This window comes from Chitinophaga sp. 180180018-3 (genome assembly GCF_037893185.1).
GTDB lineage: Bacteria > Bacteroidota > Bacteroidia > Chitinophagales > Chitinophagaceae > Chitinophaga.
The window spans coordinates 1,931,025-1,951,079 of the sequence record NZ_CP140772.1 but is presented as its reverse complement, the minus strand read 5'-3'; the positions used below and the strand labels follow the sequence as shown (position 1 = coordinate 1,951,079).

Sequence of the window (20,055 nt, the reverse complement as noted above, 5' to 3'; positions counted from 1 at the left end):
TAGGGGTCCCCCCATGCCACACACGTAATTATACTGTAACCACCAACCTTCACCCATATATGAAAAAGCATATCAGCTTACCAGTACTGTTACTCTGCCTTCTCATCACCTGCTATCACCCCCTGACAGCACAGAAAAACACTCCCGCAAAAGAAGACAGCGTAATCATGTTAACCGGTGAAATCAAACACGGCAGGGTAACCGCCGTAAGCACAGACGCCATCTCTTTTGTACATAGCAACGAAAGCCTGGAGTACTCCCTGAAAAAAACAGATATCCAAAAAATTGTGTTTGCCAGTGGCAGAACGGAAGTCATTACTGTACCTACAGCTATAAAATTTGACAACTACCCTCCCATGGAACGCAATCTGATAGCCATTTTGCCCTTTAAATACCGCAGCGTGGGAGAAGCCTGGGAAGATATCGGCGCCACTAAAGAAAAATTACAGGACGATGCTTATACGTACCTGAGCCGGCACAACGGCCAGTACAAATACCAGGATCCGCAAACTACCAACGCACTGCTGATGAGAAATGGTATTGACGAAAACAACATCAAAGCTTATACTTTTGATGAGCTTTGTAAAATCCTGGGTACGGAGTATATAGTACAGGGAAGCCTGTCGCGCAGCAGCAAAGACAATATATCCAGCGCAGAAACCAAGACGATCAAAAAAGACGACGACCGTATTAATCAAAACAAAGCCAGTAACACGGTAGTAGAGAAAACATACCAGAACGAAGTGACGATACTTATTTACAACTGGCAAAACAGTAAGATATTTGGTACCCGCCGCACTGCTCTTCTCGACAATGAATCGTCGTATAAGGATGCATTACTGTTTATACTGAAAAGATGTCCTGTTTATAACCGGTAACAAAAACACTGGTAACATTACCTAATGCTTTACTACCAGCCCTTGTTCCGGTACATACTTATCATATTCCATATGCCTGGCAATACGCATGGCTTCTGCTTCGCCCCTCAACCTGGCCACCAGGTGCAGTGCGCCATCTATACCAGCGGAAATTCCTGCGGTGGTAATGATACGCCCATTATCTACATAGCGTACATCAGACAGTACTTTAGCAGATGGTACTGCCTTTTGTAGTGATTGGATGCTGTTATGAAATGTAGTTACGGTGAGGTTGTTAAGCAGACCAGCACGGCCCAATACAAAGGCACCTGTACAAACTGAAAAGTATCCTTTTGTTGCTGCATCCCGTTTCTTTATCCAGCTGATGACTTCCGGATCGTTAGCTGCAACTTCGTCATCGCCTCCGAATATTGCGAAAAAATCAGCTGGCGGTGCATCCTGAATGCTATAGTCGGGAATAACTTTTAGTGTACGCTGCACCGTTACAGGCGCTTTGGTTTTGGTGACTGTAAATATTTTAAACCCGGCATAGGAAAATACTTCCAATGGCCCCGCAAAGTCCAGCACTTCTGTGCCATCATAAAGGTAAAAGCAGATACTGTAGGGCTGCTGCTGCGATTTAGCGTTGGTATCTTTAAGTATCAGCGTCATGCCACAGGCGGGGCATACTCCCGGCTGATGATATATCACGGTGTCACAATCCCCGCAGGGAGGACAAACATAATCCGTTTTTTTTTGCTGCGCCATTCCCCATAGTGGAAAAAGCCACAACAAGATGATCAGAGATCTCATATAACCTATTTATGCGCACAAGTTAAATCAGCCGCTTTGTACTCAAAAGGACAATCGCCCTGCAAATCAGGCCATTTTTGCCGGCATACCCGCCTTCCTGGCCAACCGGCTTAGTTGCCGGGTGCTACTGATTCCACAGGCGTTGGCTACCCACGAGAGCTTCTGTCCCTCTTTCAGCAATTGCACTGCTTTTTCCTCCCTCAGGTCATGAATGTATTCTCCGATGGTAATACCTGTAGTGGATTTAAACAAGCGGGTGAGGTTTCTGGACGACATATACACCATCGCTGCCAGGTCTGTTATGGTTAATTTTACATGAAGATGATGGGTGATATAATCCTGCACTTTGTGGATCTGATGATTGATATGCTGCCGGTGTTGCAGGTGGATGCTATGCTGGGTGGCAGCGCCATCACGACGGATATATACCACCATGTCCTTTGCTACGGTATACGCAAACGTAGGTCCGTAATGCTCTTCCACCAGGAATAGCGCCAGGTCGATACCCGTTGAGATGCCTGCACTGGTATAAATATTATCGCTTTTTACGAATAACCTGTTTTCTATTACGTGCAGCTTCGGAAAGCGCTGCTGCAACGTGTCCGTATATGCCCAATGCGTAGTGCAGTTACGGCCATCGAGCAAACCTGCTGCAGCCAATGCAAATGCAGCCGTGCAAACAGAACATACTGTAGCGCCTACTGCGGCGGCATGTTGCAACCAGGGCATCCAGGCGTTATCGTCTGCACGATTCCACTTCGATAGGTCCATGCCTGCCACTATCACCATATCATCCGGTTGAATGGCAACAGCATCCAGCGGCTCCACCTGTGTAAAGGTCAATCCCGAGGATGTACCCGGTGTAGTATAAGGCGATACATAACGTAATTCGTATGGATGGCCACAACATCCGGCTTCATAAAAAACCGTGACCGCACCAGCCAGGTCCAGCAGATGAACGCTATCAAATAAGAAAAATACTACCCGCTTTCTTTCCATAGTACTAAGTTACCAAAGGTATATGGAATTTGGAGAGCGGGAAATTCAGCCGTTTTTAATCGAATGAATTTCGGGAGACAGGTAATGCAGTGGAAGTTTCCAAAAAGACGCTATCTTGCAGGTTTATACTCACAAAGCAATAGCATATAATATTTCCATGAGCAAGCATTCAAACACAGATTCCGGAACTGACCCATATGATAAATTCCGTTTATTGTTACGCCAGTCTTTAGTATTTCCGACAGAATATATCTATAAATTCATTGTTAAATCAGATAAAGATAAAACAACAGAATTGAAACAGATCTTTGCCAATACCGATGCTAAGATTTCTGAAACCAGTTCTTCCACAGGAAAATATAAATCCTTTACAGTAAGAATATATGTGCAGGATGAAGAAGAAATAATCGGGTACTATAAAGAAGTTTCAGAGATTGACGCTGTTATTATGCTGTAATTATTTCCCGGCAGCCCTGTTTGTACCCTCATGCCCTGATCGGTAATAAAATAATCGATAAACTCTTCAGATCTCAAACCCTCTATTATATAGAGGCCCGAAAGCCCCTATGCAGACTGATAAGTATGAACAACGATTCCACGGGGAAATTCCCTCACAGCTAACAGTTTCAGGTCGAGCTGAGTTGTAAGCGCATTGAAGATGGGCAGTCCCGAACCTAGTACAACCGGATGAATGGCCAGATGATATTCATCGATGAGCCCCGTTGTTATGAGATGCTGCATAAATTCCGCGCCACCAATGGCTACAATCGGTTTCCCGGACCCGGTTTTAAGCTCCCTGACTCCTTCGGCAAGATCGCCATCAAAAACCTGCGCCCCGGTCCAGGAAGCTGCAGCGGCTAACTGTTCCCCTGTTGTCGTATGCACAGGATCAAATCCTCTTTTTGTAAAGACAGCCTTGGGAATATTGTTCATCGGTGCAGCAAACGGCCCGGTCGCTGTTGGCCAGTAAGGCGCCATTTCCTCGAACGACTTCCGGCCCATGATAATAAGCCCGGCCTCCCTGATTATCCCGACACTCCAGGCCAACGACTCCTCGTCCCCGGTCTTGAAGACCCAATCTTTCCGGCCATTGGCATCACATACGAAACCGTCGAGTGACATCGACATTTTCATGATTAACTTTCGCATAACTTAAAGATTTGTTTCTCCAAATTAAGCCCTTCCCGGATAACGACACCGGGGCGTTAGCGACAAAGAAGGGGACAATTGCGCCACATTGCGGGCCTTAGCCGGGTTCCCTGACACATTCAATATTCCATCTCACTCAGGTAACAGAATTGGAAAAACAGCGATCATTGTATCTTCTCAATAAAATCTATATGGATACCCCGGAAACAATCATCCTGACAACCCTTTTCAGTATATCCACAACTGGATATCATCCCATTATTCTTTGTTTCAAAAAAAATATCAGCATTATCTCTCTTTAACAACCATTGATCTTTTGCTTCCTGGTATATGTCATCTAAAGTACGGAAGGCCAACCCCGTTGAATGCGACCCTAACTTGCTTTCATCTTCAATCCATTCTTCATATACCCTGATCTGATTCGATGTATCATTCGCCCTCATTTTAGCTGTATAAGCACGCTGCACTACCTTTCCGTCTTTAACTGTAATGATAGTTTGTGAACTGGAACCTACCCAGGAATAAGTAGCAAGCGCAAAACGATAGGAATTACCAGATGACGATTTAAAGTTCATCCAGGATTGATAGCTCTTATTAAAATCATTTTGATAAGCGAGGTTGCTTTTTTTACAGGATATAAACAGGATGCCTGCCAGTAACAGGAAATAAAGGTAAATTTTGGCTTTCATGTATAACGTTTAATGAGTTAAACGGAGGAAGATGCCATAATGTTACTGGTGGGAAAACAACGGATGAAAGAAAGCCCATCCTAACCAGACAACTTTTCTAATAACAACGAAGTGACGGTTGATCACTTCAAAGTCATCTATTTAAAATGAGCAAACATCAGAAACTATACATTACAATAACCTGGCGCCAATCACTGAACAGGCTTACCAGCTGCATCTACTGCCATAGTGCTTTCCTGACTACCTTTGATCAGGCGGATAACATAGCCTTCATTACCACTTGGGAGTTTTATCGTTGTAATATCATACAATCCTTGCGACATGTACATATCTTTAATTGTCTTAAATACATTTTCTGGAACCCAGGTTTCTCTCACTGGCAGTGCATCTTCACCGGTTGCCCGTAAAATGGGCGACAGCAATGCTCCCGAAAGCACTAAAAGAAAAATATTCTTTTTCATACCTGTAAATTTTAATACAATGAAATACAAGCGGGATCGTCATTATCTACAGTGTTTTACATCACTCCTATTTAACCGTAACTTCTATATATATAAGCCACAACATTGTTGCCAATAATTCAAAATGGGCAGATCTTTTTTGCATTAGGCACGGGCGCCTGGGTTTGGAACAGCAGCCTCTTCGTTTATATTTTGGTTGGGACAGCAATAAGGAAAGGTAAAAAGTGAATTTAGTCCAGTAACGATCACTGACCATTCACTTTTTACCTCTCACTCTTTTAATTGATGCTACCGATCAGCACACTCTGATCGAAATCACACTGGCTGCAACCATCTGTGCCTGTTGCGCCATCTGTGCCTTTACAGGAAGGTAAGTCCCAGTAGTTACGATCTCTGTGCATGGGGCCTTTACCAGGATTGCCCCAGTCGCCGTCGTAATTAAACTGCGGTATGCTGCACGACATCTGCACCAGGTTGTTCCAGGTAGAGGCATAGTCCTGTGGACCGGCCGGATTCCGGTAATCGCCCCAATAGGTACATTCAACACCCGGGAAACTGGAGGAACGGCCAAAGTGATACATGCCATGTGCTTTTTTTCCTACATATACCTCAATGCGGGTGGCAGGATCCACGTTGCGCCAGTCTTTGGTATACCAGCCTTTATGCTGGAAGTAGGTAACGGTAAGTACGCGCTGAGTAACTTTATTGAACTGTACCACCATATGCTCCAGGTCATAATCATGGCCGCCCGTAGAGCCGATACAGTTAGACTGCCGCTTGTAAAGCATCCAGTAGTCAATAAACACCTTGTTAGCATCGTTGGGATGCGCCAGTACATCATAATAGGTAGGAAAGTTCAGGCTACGGGGAGGATCATCATTAAGCAGCACTAATTTACCACCGCAAACGATACTGGCCGGATCTGTATTAGCCCAGATGTCTTCCACTGTGGTAGGATAGTCCGGTGCAGAACGATCGAACTTAGCCAGCGGAGCAAACTGTTTGGCCCAGGCTTCAGCCTGGGCGCCGGTTACTTTGGTGGCGCTTTCGGCGCAGGCACAGCTGGCGGTGGCAGCTGCGGCTACAGATACAGCCTTTGTTTTAGCAGATAAAGACTGGATGGAAGTTCCTGCAGATTTACGGCACTGCGTAAACAATAGCAGGCTGCTGCAGCTCAGTAAAAGCAATGTTACTTTTTTCATGTTTGTTGGATTTTATAGGAAATTGATGGATGACTAGTAACCCGTATTCTGCACCAGGTTAGGGTTCAGAATACGTTCTCCTGAAGGCACGGGGTACAAACGTTTGTTGGGGTCGGCATCTGTTTTATATCCCCAGCTGTTTTCAAACTTACCAAACCGGATCAGGTCATTACGGCGCCATGATTCCCAATTCAGCTCGCGGGCGCGCTCTCTCAGCAGTTCATCCAGATTAATGGACGTAAAGCTCGTGGAATTCCTTTTGGCGCGCAGCTGATTTACCAGTACCAGAGCGGTTTCTCCGTTGGTTACATTAGCGCCTCTGAGTATAGCTTCTGCTTTCATCAGCAGTATATCGGCATAGCGGAATACCGGCACATCATTACTGGCATCACGGGTAGTAGCGGCAACATCAGGCGCATATTTAATATTGCGGATACCTTTGGCACTAGCCAGCACATCGCTGCCTGCATCAAAGTTGGCGGTGTTAATGATGGTTACATTGGGCGTAAATTCCAATTGATATGTTACCGGGGCAGATCCGTCCGCACCGGCATAAGTAGCGTCCAGGCCTTTTTTGGTGGTATTGATGAGTACAGGATTGCCGCTGTTGTCGTACTGCTTTCCGGTGAGCCATACCTTATTGCGTACATCTGCTGATGTATTGTCGAAGTTGGCGTAGTACTCCGGCAGGGTACTAACAGGACCGCTTATACGAAAAGATAGTCCATATTTAGTTTGTAACGCATAGTGAAGACCGTACCAGGTAAAACGCTGCCCAGTGGCTTGTGCCTGATCATAGGGTATAGCAAAAATAAATTCTTTGGTAGCAGGGCCATTATCTGCGCGGAACATGCCGGCATAATCATCTGCCAATGAAAATTTGCCTGATTGAATGATACTATCGCACATACTTACTGCGTCACTGGAACGGTCTGTACCTGTATAGACTCCGGAATTGAGATACATTTTTGCCAGCAGGGCAAATGCGGTATATTTTGTAGGGCGGCCGTAAGTGGCGCCGCCTGTAGTAGTGCTCAGGCGTGGCAACACCGCCTTTATTTCCTGTTCAATAAAAGCAAATACTTCCTTCCGGTTTTTAGTAGAGGGCAACTGCTTATCACCGAAAGTAGTGCTCACGGGTATATTACCGTACAGGTCCATCATCAGATACAAAGACAGCGCGCGCATCGTGCGCACTTCTGCTGCGATATTCAGCTTAGCGTCTGTATCCGGTGATTGATCAAATAATGAAAGTACCTGATTGCAAACGCTGATAGTTCCGAAGCCCCAGCTCCAGGTACCTGCTACCAGGGGATGATCAGGCGTCCAGTTATGATAGTGGAGTTGCTGATAGCGGCCGCCGTCGTACCAGTTACTGCCGCGGGTGGGCAGTATTGCTTCATCGGTGCTTAATGACTGTAATTGCCAGTAAGAGATGGCATATGCTTCCCTGAATTTACTATATACGGCGCCTGAGGCCAGCACATATTGCTCTGCTGTTTTAGGAAAAGTTTCAGGAGTCAGTTCATTTTCTACAGGCACATCCAGTTTCGTACAGGCACTGAACAGCGCGGCAGCGAGTACTACACGAATGATATATTTAAAAGAAGCTTTCATTTTTATATTTTTTTACAACAGATGATTTAGAAAGATGCATTCAGGCCCAGCAGGAAAGAGCGGGTACGGGGGTAATAGTTTTTGTTATCAATACCCGGTGTAAGGCCACCCAGGCCCACTTCAGGGTCTATACCACGGTAGTTGGTAATTACCGCCAGGTTATTACCGGTAACGTATACACGTAATGATTTAATGCCTTTGATATAAGGAAAGGTATAGCCCAGTGTGAGATTGTCTATCCGCACATAAGAGGCGTTTTCAATGTACCGGTCGGAGTAGCGGTAGGCATTGATATCCGCAGGCGATTCGTTTGCAGAGAATACGGGCAGGTTATAGCTCCTGGCGTCTGCAGGGCGGTTCAGATCTGCCAGGGTAGCATTCATCAATTTTCCTCCAAGAGCGCTGCGGATAAATATATTTAGATCGAAATGCCTGTAGTTAAACGTATTACTCCATCCCAGCAGCAGCTTGGGTTGGGCACTGCCAGCGTAATAGTAGTCGGTGAAGTTTTGCGGGGAAGTGGTTAGCTTTCCGTTATGATCGTAATATTGAGAAACGCCATTGTCGTTTTTGCCGGCATATTTAAACGTAAAGAACTGGCCGATGGGATAGCCGGGCTTTAACAGTTGTACCATGGTACCGGTTTGGCCTTGTCCGCCTGGTTCTGCCTGAGGAATGGAATCCAGTTTGAAGATATTATTGGAAAGAGAGGTCAACAGGTTTTTATTATGAGACAGATTAAAATCAGATTGCCAGCGGAAATTCCGGGTTCGCACCGGAGTAGCGCTGATGGTGATTTCCACGCCCTTGTTGCGCATAGCACCCACGTTAGCGGTATAGGCGCTTACATAATACTGAGTGGTAGATACCGGGTAAGCCCAGATAAGATCGCTCGTTTTTTTATCATAATACTCCGCTGTAATATTCAACATCCCTTTCAGCAACGAGGCATCGATACCCAGATTGGTCATGGCAGTTTTCTCCCATTTCAAATCAGGGTTGGCGTTTTGGGTAGCAAATATGCTGTTTACAAAACTGCCGTTATTATAGAACGTACCGGCAGCGCCGTAGCGGATTTTAGAGATGAGTGGGTTAAAGCCAATGGAGTTACCGGTAACACCGTAACCAGCGCGCAGCTTCAGGTCTGTAAAGAGGTGCTGCCCTCGCATAAAGCCTTCCTGGCTGATGCGCCAGGCCACTGCAAAAGCAGGGAAGGTACCCCAGCGGTTATTGATACCAAATGCAGAAGAACCATCACGGCGTACAGATACCTGGGCTAAATATTTATTGGCATAGTTATAATTGGCACGTCCATAAAATGAGATCAGACGCAGTTTCTGGTAATTGTTGCTGCCCCAGTCTGTTCTGAAGTTACCAGTGGGACTCCCCAATCCAATATTGCTATATCCCAGGTCATCTGTAGGATAATTGCGATTATTAGCCTGAAAACCGTCATTGTTCACATCTTCCTGCCAGCTATAACCTGCCACAAGGTTAATGTTATGACGACCTGCTGTTTTATCATAGGTGAAATAGCTTTCGGCTACTTTCTTATTACTTTCGTAGGAAGAGCGATAGGCCTCTCCGCCCAGCCCCAGCTTCAGAGCGTATTTGCTGGCGGCGTAGCTGCCGCTGTTATCCAACTCTTTCTGGTAGCTCAGGCTCAGATTATATTGCAACCCCAGCGGTAACTGTACCTGCGCGGTAGCATTGATCAACGTGATGTTTGTTTTCAGTTGGTAACTGGCATTGTTCTGTAATGCCACCGGATTGTAATATTGTACACGTTGCAGGTTCTCTGTATAAACACCATTCTGTTGTACCGGCACGGTAGGCAGATAACGCAGTGAGTTGTATAATACGATATCCTGGTTGGGAATCATATCCTGCGTGCTGGAAGAGGTGGTGATGTTGAGGCCCAGCTTTAAATGATCGTTCAGGGCTCGCTGCGAAAGGTTGGCACGGGCTATGAGCCTTTGCAGGCGGCTATCCTGGAGGATACCTTTGTTATCAAAGTAGTTAACCCCTGCACTGTAGCGGGTATTTTTGCTGCCACCATTCAGTGACAGGTTATGATTCTGCAGCATGCCAGTGCGGCTGATTGCCTTTTGCCAATCTGTATCAGCACCGAGTGCATCAGAGGGATCCAGGCTCAGGTTATTTTTTTTCAGATAGTCTGTGAGCTGACCTGCATTCATCATATGTATGCGACGTGCCACATGTTCTACGCCTACATAACCGTTATAGGCAACCGTACTGCCCTCCTGCTGTCCGGCTTTGGTAGTTACCATAATTACACCATTAGCAGCGCGGGTACCATATATAGCGGTAGCGGCTGCATCTTTCAGCACACTGATATCTGTAATGTCATCCGGCGCCACCAGGCGAAAGTCCGCCCCCGGCACCCCATCAATTACATAAAAAGGTTCCATGGCTCCATTGTCGGTACGTAACGTAGAAGGACCGCGCAAACTGATGGAAGGCAGCGCATTCGGGTCGCCGGAGCGGGTGATATTCAGGCCTGCTACCTTCCCCTGCATCAGTTGTGCAGGATTGCTGAATCCGCCGCGGTTAAACGATTCCTGTGTAATGGTACTGATGGATGTACTCAACGCCTTGCGGGATTGTTTTCCATAACCCACTACCACCACCTCTGTGAGGCCATTATTTTTGGCGCGTAGTTTTATATCAACTGCCAGTTGTTCTCCATCTTTCAAAACATAGTTGTTAAATGTTTGCGGTTCATACCCTACATATGATACAGCAATCGTATAGCCGCTACCGGTAGCTATGTGAGTAAAGCGAAACAGCCCCAGCGAATCGGTGAGTACATAAGTTTTGAAATTGGTAGTCGTATTGGCCAGCATTACATTGGCGCCTGGCAAAGGTTCTCCCAGCTCATTTTTTATAATGCCTTTGATGCTACCCTGCGCAAGCGCAGCCAGTTGCAGGCCTAGCAGAAAGCAGATAAGGATGCTGCCTGTTCGTAAAAATTGCTGTGTCAATTTTGATGTCATTTCCATATTTTTTAAAAAATATCTCCCCTTCAGCCACCAGGGCTGTTTGTACCTACAGGTACCAGATTGTAATAATCAGGTGGTTATTGGTTTATACGGTAGCCGGAAGCTGTTTTTGTTAATTTAAGATCATTTACCAGTACAATTGTTTTAAGGATATCTCCTACATCTTCCCCGGTAGTATAAGCGCCGGAGAATTTTATATGATGGATTTGCGCGCTATCAAACGCAATGGTAACATGATATTTTTCCTGTAATTGCCGTATGACCGCAATTAAAGGCGTTTGGCTGAACACCAGTTTGGATGGGCCATCTGCCTGATTGGACTGTCTGTTGCCGACTCTATTGTTATGAACAGATATTGCAGACACTATAGCTTTTTCATTTTGCTGATTGAATACCAGTTGTTGTCCTGCCGACAGGTAAACAGGGCTAAACGAATGCCCTGCATTGGCGGTATCTTTTTTTACGACCACCCGTCCACTGATCAATTGCACCTGCACCTGTGCAGTACTGTCATAAGCAGTGATCCAGAAAGAGGTGCCAAGCACGGTAGTGGTGAGGCCGCCGGCCGTTACTACAAAAGGTTTTTGCTGGTCTTGCGCAACTTTGAAAAACGCCTTCCCGGTTAGTTGCAGCTGTCTTTGAGCGGCTCCAAAAGGCTGCTGATATTGCAGGATACTATTGGGCAACAGCGTTACTTCTGAACCATCTTCCAGTTGCAATAGCCTGCTTTTATGTGTGGTATTGGTAATGGTATGTATTAAAGGCAATGCTGCCGGTTGTTGTAAAGCTACTACCGGCAGGGAGTTGTGCTGTGTCTGTTTTAATATCCACCAGGTGCTGCCTGCAGCCAGCAATAACATTACCGCTGCTGCGGCACGCACCCACCCCATCCTGCGTATACCGGAAGCCGGGAAGGCTCGTCGTTTTACTTCGCGCCACATTTCCTGTTCAGTATCCACGGGTAATTGCGCAGTATTTTTAAAATGCTGCCACTCCTCTTCGTTTATATATTCTTCCAATGCCTCCGGATGCTCTTCAAAATAATGTACTACAAAATCTGCTTCCTCCGCACTACATTGGTTACTCAGAAATTTGTCTATTAATTGCTGCGATATATTCATTGGCCGGTGTTCTGATATAAGTTCGTTTAAAAATGAAAATACCCTGGCGCATAACAATTTGGTAACATTGGCAGCTGTGAATTAGTGGAAAAGCGCCAGTAAAATAACGGTCAGCGACTTGCGGAGAAGGCTTAGCACCCTTGAAATATGGTATTCTACAGTTTTTGGGGAGATGGAAAGTTCGCTGGCAATTTCATGGTAGGTCAGTCCACGTTCCCTGCTCAGGCGAAAAGCCTGCCGGGCGGTTTCAGGCAGCTCACTGATAATTTGTTCTATAGTTTGCCGGGTAACTTTGGCGCTGTAATTATTCCATACTACATCTTCCGACTCCTGCACCGGGGGAAGCTGATGCAATACCTTTCTTTCATTAGCCAGCTTGCGCAACTGGTCAATCATCAGGGAGCGGGCAATACGGAACAGCTGTATATCGATGTTGATTGTTGTTGAAAGATTCTCCCGGGATATCCATAATTTCACAAAGGTTTGCTGCACCAGTTCCTGCGCCCAATATTCAGATTTCATTTTGCCAAGCAGCCAGTAGTACAGCTTGTCATGGTATTGGCTGTATAACTGCCGGAAGGCTTTTTCCTTGCCTTGTTGTATGGCCAATACGGTGTGCACGATGAGTAATTAAGGATTAAGATGATTGGGAGCAAAAATATAAAAGGGTTTGGGGATGAATGTTATGGGAATATTAAAAAATGCGGGGGATAGTTATACCAGGTATATTGAATAGTATCCGCAGCATACACCTTTTCTACTTTTCCTCCACCACCAATTCCAGCTTTCTAACAGAAAAACAATCATTACCTGAAAACAGCAAATAGCAGGTCTTTCCATCCTTACTCATCCATCGCGCAGGTAGTGAAGCTGTTTCCCCAGGCCCCATATCCCAGTCCCTCGTATAAAATACGGTACGCCAGGGTCCCCACGGCTGCGTTGATTCATAGATGCCGAATCCTCCCTGAAACCGGCTCCCCTGCGGATGTTTGCTATAGGGATCTATCTGACACCAGAGATAGCGTTTAAGCCCTGCGTCATAAGTAACAGATGACCTGCAACAACCCGCGGGATGGATAAAAACAGGCCCACGGGCGGCCAGGTCTTTTTCCCAAACCGGTTTTCCATGTAGGTCCAGCTTTTGGAAAAATTCATATGCCCGCTGATCTAAAATTTTATTCCTGGGAACACGGGCCATCACCATGTGATCTGCCGGCTTATAGGCATCTCGTTCATCATGTGAATAAACATATACGAAATCATCTTTGGCGCCCTGATAATTTTTCCCAAAATTCAGAAATGTCGGATATCCAAAGCTTGTTGTAAATTTCCAGTCGCTATACGCCCATGTAACACCATGATCTTCTGACCAGGCCAGCTGCGATTCCTCTCCGTTTCCGTTTACATTTCTAAGCCACATATACAAGACCCCATTTACCATCAGTATTCCGCTGGCCTTCCTGCCAACGCGACCATGGCCAACCTGTTCAATGGTAGCGGAACGAATATTGGTTCCCCGGAAATCGTCGGGGCCACCGGAGATTTTTGCTACACCAAGACTCAGCTTCCCATCCACTTTCGGATCAAATCCGGCACCATCGCCATAAGCCGTATACTGGCTGTCGTCGTCGCCCCAGGTCACCGGCCAGTTGTCGCTGTCGCAGGCTTTACGAACTACGGAAGACGCGGGTGCAAACAACACCTGACTGATCAGGTCACTTTTAGGATAAGGCGGTGTATCGTATGCGGCCATCAGCGGGTTTACCAGATAATTGACTACCCCATAGTGATAGGGTTCCCCCTTCTGTTCGTCATGCATGTCCTCTCCATTGCGAACCACAATCAACTGCATGCCGGGAATAACGATCAATGTCTGATTTCCAGCTCCTGATCCCATAAACAGATCCCTTGGTGCATTCGGGAAGGCTCCGTCAAAATTGGTATACCAGGCAAGGCCGCTTGCAAGGGTAAAGGCATCTTCTCTTCTATCAGGAACGGGGGTATTGGCATATCTCACCGCCTGTTCCACCCAGCCTGATTTAATCAATTGCTGTCCGTTCCAATTGCCTTTATTCAACATCAACCTGCCTATTCTTGCGGCTGCACGCGGTGTAAAACTGGCGCCGCCCCAATTGGCAACCAGGTCAAGCCCATTCACAGTGTAAGTTTTGTCATAGCCTATATGCCATTCATCATCCTTCAGGCCAATCGGTTTATAAACCTTATCTCGCAGCAGCGTACGCAGATCTTTATATGGTGTACCCCGGTAACTGGCAGTGACAGCATAAGCCAGCATGGCCATACCCGGATTTGAATATGCTTCAGACGATCCAGGTATAAACAGAACGGGAGCCTGATCACGTGAAATGGTAAATGGATCAGGATCTTTTCGCCAGAATTTTCCTTTCCAGCCCGGAATATCCATATGTGCATTCTTAATGACGATGCCTTGTGATTTGGCAATGTCCAGATCATGTTGTGTCACTTCTGCATCTTCAAGGCCCGAACTATGCGTGGCTAATTCGCGGATAGTGATCCTCGCCTTCAGCGAATCATTTTTCCACTCGGGAATAAATTTACAGGCCAGATCATCCGGCTGCATTCGTTCATCATTCAGTGCTACCAGCAAAGACATACCACCCACCAACGCTTTGGCGAGCGATGCCGTTCCATGCTGCTTATATTCCCATCCCGGAGCATACCATTCCAGGATGATTTTATCATTTCTGATCACCAGGATCGATGTGGTTTTATGCGCCGCGAGCGTGTCCCGCATGGCGTGGAGTTTTTGAGAAGAGAAACCTTCTGTTTCCGGCGATGCAGTAGTCCATTCGAATGATTGGCCCTGCGCGCGGAGAACAAAAGACAGCAGGATAAAAATAATGATCCACGGTCTGATCCGAAAATTAAAGATTCCGGGATTAAGGAATTCAGTCTTCATAAAGTAGTTATTTCTATCTCGTTACAATAGTTATAAGTATCCCAACTATATTATTGATTTCAGCGAATAGATAAACTCATCATAAGCTACAGTTTTTTTCCAATATTATTTAATTATTACCCGGTAGGAGGTTTCCTGTTTATCATCGTTTTATTAGTGTAGCGTAAGACTATATCTTTTTTATTGCATCCCCGGATAAACTACGTTGAAACCCATCTTCTGAAAATAAATAATCAATATCTAAAAACAAACTATCTAACCAAAAACCCAAATGTCATGAAAAAAATCACTAGTGTACTACTGTACGTTACAATCGTTTCAGTAATTTTTTCCGCTTGTACCAAGAAAGATATAGTGACACCCGAACCGATACCCAAAACAGCAAAGATGGGTGTGCTCATCACAGCAAAGCAGCTTTTGTCTGAAGATTTTGAACAGGGTACTAAACGCTTTTATGCTGCAGGCGATGTAGCGCTTGGCAGTGGCACCTGGAACCTTTCTGATGCACTACTCGGCACGCTGGACAATGACCGCAAAGAAGGAGCAACATCCGTAAGAGTTCGTAACAATGGTATAGTCAGTATGAAATTTGACGTGAATACCACCGGCAAAATAACCATATCAGTTAAGCATGCAGTGTATGGTACAGACGATAGTGGCAACTGGGAATTATGGGCGTCAGCCGACAGAGGCGCCTCCTATAGCAGGATTGGGCAAACCATCACTTCTTCTTCCACCGAATTACAGGTGGCAACCTTTGCCTATACTGCCAGTGGTACTGTGCGGTTTGATATCAGGAAAACGGACGGTGGCGTCAATCGAATAAATTTCGACACGTTTATAATAACAGCTGATGGCGACACCACCGGAGGTGGCGGTGGACCCGTTCCCGGTGATAATGATAATATATTGCTGGGTAATCCCTCCGATGCAGCTCCTTCCATTGTATTGATTAATAACTACCTGATGGATAAAGTTTATTTTAAACTTTCTTACAGCCGCGACAAAGGCGAACCTAACTGGGTATGCTGGCATCTGCAGGATACAGATCTTGGTGACATTTCCCGTTCAAATGATTTCAGAGCGGATGTTACTCTGCCGGATGGATGGTACCAGGTGTCGAATTCCAGCTACCGTGGCAGTGGTTTTGACAGAGGACACAATTGCCCTTCCGGCGACAGAACTGCTGACGCTACCGCTAATTCCACTACATTCCTGATGACCAATATGATACCTCAGGCGCCGAACAACAACCGTCATGTATGGGCCAATCTTGAAAATTATACCCGCAGCCTCGTCAGAGAGGGTAATGAAACGTATGTTATAATGGGCAGCTATGGTACCGGTGGCAGTGGCAGTAATGGCAGCGCCGGTAATGTTGATAACGGTCGTGTAAACGTACCCAGTAATATATGGAAAGTAATAGTGGTATTGCCGAAGGGAGATAATGACCTGGCACGTATTACCACAAGCACACGGGTGATAGCGGTAAATACACCCAATGATAATAGTGTAAGCTCCGACTGGAAATCTTATTTAACCACTATTAATGATATTGAAGCAGCCACCAGCTATCGTCTTTTATCAAATGTGCCTGCCAACATTGCCAGTGTGCTGAAAGCAAAGTTAGACAGCGGCCAGTAAGTTGCTATGCTTAACTGATGACACCTGACTATTCCGGTAATACAAAACAGGGAGTGTAAACGCACTCCCTCCATCACCTATGAAAACCCTTATTTGAGGTATTGTTGCATATCCTGTTATTTTATTTCCTTCCAAATAGCAACAGTAATATCCTGCACCAGCTGAGCATCCCGATGATCCGAAAGTACAACAACACCCACATGTTTCTCCGGATCAAAGCTCAGCATGCTGGAGTTACCCCATGTATCTCCTGTTTTTTCAATCATTCCGTTTTGCATCTCCCATCCCAACCCTACACTCAACTCCTTATCACGATAAAAAGTTTGCTGCGACATTTTAATGGCCTTCCCCATCTGATCATTAGATGGGGATAACTGTTTTCTCAGGAAGTTGATCATATCAATCGCGTTTGAATGAAGACCACCTGCCGGTGTCATGGCATTGATGATCATCGCGGGTTTAACGTCCCCTTTGTCATCAAAACGCCCGGCTACCGACGCTCCCTGGGCCGGGTCATTTAACGTTGTGTTCTTCAGATGCATCGGCTCAAGAACAGCGTGTTTCAGCAGCGCGGCATATGTTTGGTGAGAACGTATCGCCAAAAGTTGTCCAAGTAACGCAACAGCATAATTATTATAAGCGTACGTTCCATGATTCACCAAAGTATCAGTTTTCTCCAGTACCTGGAACAAATAAGCCTTGCTGGCGCTTCTGAAAGGCTGTTCAGGATCTTTTTTGAACAGCGCCATGATATACTGGTCATCATTGAAATTAGGTAACCCGGATTGATGAGACCCTAAGTCTGTCATTTTAATCTTCCGCCTTATCCCCGGCCGCAAATGAACTCCCTGCGGTAAATAGCTGTCGATAAAGCTATTTTTATCAATATGTTTCTTTTCAATTTCCAGGCCCAGCAACAGCCCTGTGAATGATTTCGTAAGCGAGCCTATTTCAAAAACAGTGTGTTCAGTAATCGGAATATTTCCTGTGTTGCCGACCGAAAAATAATAGATGCTGTCATCGCGGATTACGCCGATGCTGAGTCCATTTGAAGGATATTTTGCTTTGAAATCATTGATCAGTTTTGTCAATTTAGCCCTGGTGTCCTGCGCTTGCAGGCTTATGCTGAGCAACAACAACGCAATCAGTATTATTCTCTTCATTTGTTTGACTTTAACCAGCAAAAGGATTGTGCGCTTTAAAGTAATAGATCTGTCTCAGGTAGATAGCGTGAGATTGAAAGTCGAAAGTTAATTTTGCGCTCTCAACTTCTCCAGCAATTTATCAAAACGGACCCAATATATTTTACAATCTTTTTCGCTCGTTGCCTGTGTGTAAAACAAGTATTTCTTATCGGGTGTAACATACTGACCCCATCTATGCGCCAGCCCATTATTAATCAGGGGGCCCAGGCTCTTGGGGGTATTCCATTTACCGTCGGCTGTTCTGAAACTGATATAAAGCTCACATTCAAAATCTTTGGTTTCTTTTGTGCTGATAATGATATAGGATTCGTCCGGCGCTACAAAGAAATCGCCGTCGAATGCTCCGGTTGTGTTCAGGGGAGTACCCAGGTTTTGAAGAACGGTATCTTTTCCGTTTACATTTAGCCTGGCGATATCAAAACAGGAATAATCTTTTGCGCTTCCCCATCTCCCGTTTGTACCTATATACATATTACCACTTTTGGTGGGCATAAAGTCATATAGGGAATAGGATGCTTTGAGATAGGCCGAAGGCTTTGTCCACCCGCTATCCGATCTGTTCGACTGCCAAACTACAGCGCCGGTACTATCACCTCCCGGAAAATAAAGTGTATTACCATCCATTGAGAAAGTAGGCGAATTGAATGTTTCGTTTATTAAAACAGGCCCCTGCCACCGATCTCCGGTAAACTTAAATGCTTTAATCTTCAGGTTAGTGGAACTGAACCAGGATGTGTTATGACAGTAATAAAATTCCCGGCCATCCGGAGAAAATGCTACACGGTCCAGGGCTATACCGCCGGTATCGGCCAGCAGCCCGGGCGCAAATGGCTTTGGCGTATCGTTGGGCGGTATCTGACCAAGATAAGCGTTCGGGCTCTCCCAAAATGATTTCGGTTCATTTGTACATGCGTTTAACAGCAGTATCACGATAACTATAACCGGTAAAAGCTTGCTCATTGAGTTTAGTATTTTATGTATTTTAGTGAAGGCATAAAGCAAAAATAGACGTTGACATTTTTGCAGATTGTTCAAGTAGGAAACAAGTTTTGTCAAGTTTTGTCACGCTGATAATCAATGCTATCTGAGATAAAAAAACTAGTACACCTCATCGAAAAAAAACTGGATTGGGGAGAAGGCAATGGTTGGCAAATCAGAGATTTTGAAAACTTAAGAGATCTGATTACCGATAAAACCGGGGTGACCCTAAGTACCGCTACATTACGCAGGGTCTGGGGGAGGCTTTCACACAATCATCTGCCAAGTACTACAACATTGGATGCACTTGCAAACTTTGCAGGTGTTGAAAGCTGGCGTGCTTTTTTGAAGTTAAACACCGATGATAGCGAGCCCGTGCCAATACCCGGAAAACGGCGCTCCCCCATCAGGAATGTTCTGCTGCTCACGCTAACTATTATCGTAGCAGGTATATTGACACTGTTGGTGTTCAGGAAAGAAAATCTATTGCAGGGACTGCCCAAACCTGGCGACTATAGTTTCAGCCATAAACAGCTAACGCATGAGCTGCCTAACACAGTTGTTTTTACTTATGATGCCAGAGCGGCCACAACAGATTCGATATTTATTCAACAGGATTGGGACCCGAACTCGCGGGTCAGGGTTGAAAAGAACGGTCATACACATACGTCCATTTACTATGAACCGGCTTTTTATCATCCTCTCCTGATTATTGGTAAGCAGACGGTAAAAGCACATCCGTTAATGATTTCGACAAAAGGATGGCTGGGACTGATAAAAAACAAACCGGTGCCCGTTTACCTGGACAGTGCCAGCTTTGTTCAACCCGACGCATTACGTGTATCCGTAGCCGAAATACAACGGCTCGTTCCACAGATGGAAACAGTGCCGCCAATTTTACGCTATTACAATGTTGGCAATTTTGATCCTGTTCCTGTCAATCATTTTTCCTTTAGTGCTACGTTGAAACATGAATACAATAAAGGTGCGGCCGCCTGCCAGTTCAGCGACATTGTATTATTAACGGATGATGCACCTATTGTGATCCCTCTGTCGGCAAAGGGTTGTGTATCGGAGCTTGCGCTATACGCTGTTAATCATATCGCGTCTGGTAAAACAACTGACCTTTCTGCGTTCGGTGTTGATTTCAGCAATTGGGTAAAGGTATCCTGCAAAAATGATAGCAATAGTATCCGCTTTTATATCAATGACAAATTCGCGTACCAATGCCCCGCACCGGCAGCAGCAGTTAATATAGTTGGATTGGAGTTTGCTTTTCGCGGTGCGGGTGCTGTAAAAAATATTCGTTTAGGCACCACCGGTAGATCTGTATTTGATGTATTTTGAAAGTAATCA

The 20,055-nt window shown here is 45.5% G+C and carries 17 protein-coding genes; 4 read left to right on the top strand and 13 right to left on the bottom strand.

Annotation, left to right across the window (positions count from 1 at the left end; genetic code table 11):
* Positions 1-59 precede the first annotated feature (59 nt).
* On the top strand, positions 60-878 hold the full coding sequence (locus tag UNH61_RS07955) for a hypothetical protein (RefSeq protein WP_326991543.1): 819 nt from the start codon (positions 60-62) through the stop codon (positions 876-878).
* Positions 879-899: 21 nt separating this feature from the next.
* On the opposite strand, the gene UNH61_RS07950 is transcribed toward UNH61_RS07955, so the two are convergent.
* Both UNH61_RS07950 and UNH61_RS07945 read right to left on the bottom strand, forming a co-directional pair.
* Positions 900-1,670: a DJ-1/PfpI family protein gene (locus UNH61_RS07950; RefSeq protein ID WP_326991542.1), complete on the bottom strand. Its 771-nt coding sequence runs from the start codon at positions 1,668-1,670 to the stop codon at positions 900-902.
* Between the two features lie 66 nt (positions 1,671-1,736).
* On the bottom strand, positions 1,737-2,669 hold the full coding sequence (locus UNH61_RS07945; protein WP_326991541.1) for a DJ-1/PfpI family protein: 933 nt from the start codon (positions 2,667-2,669) through the stop codon (positions 1,737-1,739).
* A gap of 157 nt (positions 2,670-2,826) precedes the next feature.
* Between UNH61_RS07945 and UNH61_RS07940 the strand changes: the two genes are divergently transcribed.
* Positions 2,827-3,126 (top strand): DUF493 domain-containing protein, encoded by a 300-nt coding sequence (locus UNH61_RS07940; RefSeq protein WP_326991540.1) that lies wholly within the window; start codon positions 2,827-2,829, stop codon positions 3,124-3,126.
* Positions 3,127-3,233: 107 nt separating this feature from the next.
* Here the strand turns inward: UNH61_RS07940 and UNH61_RS07935 are convergent, their stop codons facing one another.
* The 9 genes from UNH61_RS07935 to UNH61_RS07895 all read right to left on the bottom strand — a co-directional run bounded on the left by UNH61_RS07935 (position 3,234) and on the right by UNH61_RS07895 (position 14,872).
* Positions 3,234-3,818: a dihydrofolate reductase family protein gene (locus tag UNH61_RS07935; RefSeq protein WP_326991539.1), complete on the bottom strand. Its 585-nt coding sequence runs from the start codon at positions 3,816-3,818 to the stop codon at positions 3,234-3,236.
* 164 nt (positions 3,819-3,982) lie between these two features.
* The gene (locus UNH61_RS07930) at positions 3,983-4,507 is read right to left on the bottom strand and encodes a hypothetical protein (RefSeq protein WP_326991538.1); all 525 of its coding nucleotides are present in this window, start codon (positions 4,505-4,507) and stop codon (positions 3,983-3,985) included.
* A gap of 191 nt (positions 4,508-4,698) precedes the next feature.
* Positions 4,699-4,968 carry a hypothetical protein gene (locus UNH61_RS07925; protein ID WP_326991537.1) on the bottom strand — a complete coding sequence of 90 codons (270 nt, stop codon included), beginning with the start codon at positions 4,966-4,968 and terminating at the stop codon, positions 4,699-4,701.
* 278 nt (positions 4,969-5,246) lie between these two features.
* A complete protein-coding gene (locus UNH61_RS07920; RefSeq protein WP_326991536.1) occupies positions 5,247-6,170 on the bottom strand; it encodes a hypothetical protein in 924 nt (307 codons plus the stop codon).
* A gap of 33 nt (positions 6,171-6,203) precedes the next feature.
* The gene (locus tag UNH61_RS07915) at positions 6,204-7,787 is read right to left on the bottom strand and encodes a RagB/SusD family nutrient uptake outer membrane protein (protein ID WP_326991535.1); all 1,584 of its coding nucleotides are present in this window, start codon (positions 7,785-7,787) and stop codon (positions 6,204-6,206) included.
* A 26-nt stretch (positions 7,788-7,813) separates the two neighbouring features.
* Entirely contained in the window at positions 7,814-10,804 is a 2,991-nt protein-coding gene (locus UNH61_RS07910; RefSeq protein WP_326991534.1) for a SusC/RagA family TonB-linked outer membrane protein, read from the bottom strand.
* A gap of 83 nt (positions 10,805-10,887) precedes the next feature.
* On the bottom strand, positions 10,888-11,931 hold the full coding sequence (locus tag UNH61_RS07905) for a FecR domain-containing protein (RefSeq protein WP_326991533.1): 1,044 nt from the start codon (positions 11,929-11,931) through the stop codon (positions 10,888-10,890).
* An 81-nt stretch (positions 11,932-12,012) separates the two neighbouring features.
* Positions 12,013-12,552 carry a sigma-70 family RNA polymerase sigma factor gene (locus UNH61_RS07900; protein WP_326991532.1) on the bottom strand — a complete coding sequence of 180 codons (540 nt, stop codon included), beginning with the start codon at positions 12,550-12,552 and terminating at the stop codon, positions 12,013-12,015.
* Between the two features lie 136 nt (positions 12,553-12,688).
* A complete protein-coding gene (locus tag UNH61_RS07895; RefSeq protein ID WP_326991531.1) occupies positions 12,689-14,872 on the bottom strand; it encodes a serine hydrolase in 2,184 nt (727 codons plus the stop codon).
* A 276-nt stretch (positions 14,873-15,148) separates the two neighbouring features.
* Here UNH61_RS07895 and UNH61_RS07890 point away from each other — a divergent pair, with 276 nt between their 5' ends.
* The gene (locus UNH61_RS07890; protein WP_326991530.1) at positions 15,149-16,516 is read left to right on the top strand and encodes a DNA/RNA non-specific endonuclease; all 1,368 of its coding nucleotides are present in this window, start codon (positions 15,149-15,151) and stop codon (positions 16,514-16,516) included.
* Between the two features lie 116 nt (positions 16,517-16,632).
* Here UNH61_RS07890 and UNH61_RS07885 read toward each other — a convergent pair whose 3' ends face one another.
* Complete coding sequence (locus UNH61_RS07885; RefSeq protein ID WP_326991529.1) at positions 16,633-17,679, bottom strand: serine hydrolase domain-containing protein; 1,047 nt, start codon at positions 17,677-17,679, stop codon at positions 16,633-16,635.
* Between the two features lie 87 nt (positions 17,680-17,766).
* The gene (locus UNH61_RS07880) at positions 17,767-18,681 is read right to left on the bottom strand and encodes a hypothetical protein (protein ID WP_326991528.1); all 915 of its coding nucleotides are present in this window, start codon (positions 18,679-18,681) and stop codon (positions 17,767-17,769) included.
* A gap of 117 nt (positions 18,682-18,798) precedes the next feature.
* On the opposite strand from UNH61_RS07880, the gene UNH61_RS07875 reads away from it, so the two are divergent.
* Positions 18,799-20,046 (top strand): hypothetical protein, encoded by a 1,248-nt coding sequence (locus UNH61_RS07875; RefSeq protein ID WP_326991527.1) that lies wholly within the window; start codon positions 18,799-18,801, stop codon positions 20,044-20,046.
* Positions 20,047-20,055: the final 9 nt, after the last annotated feature.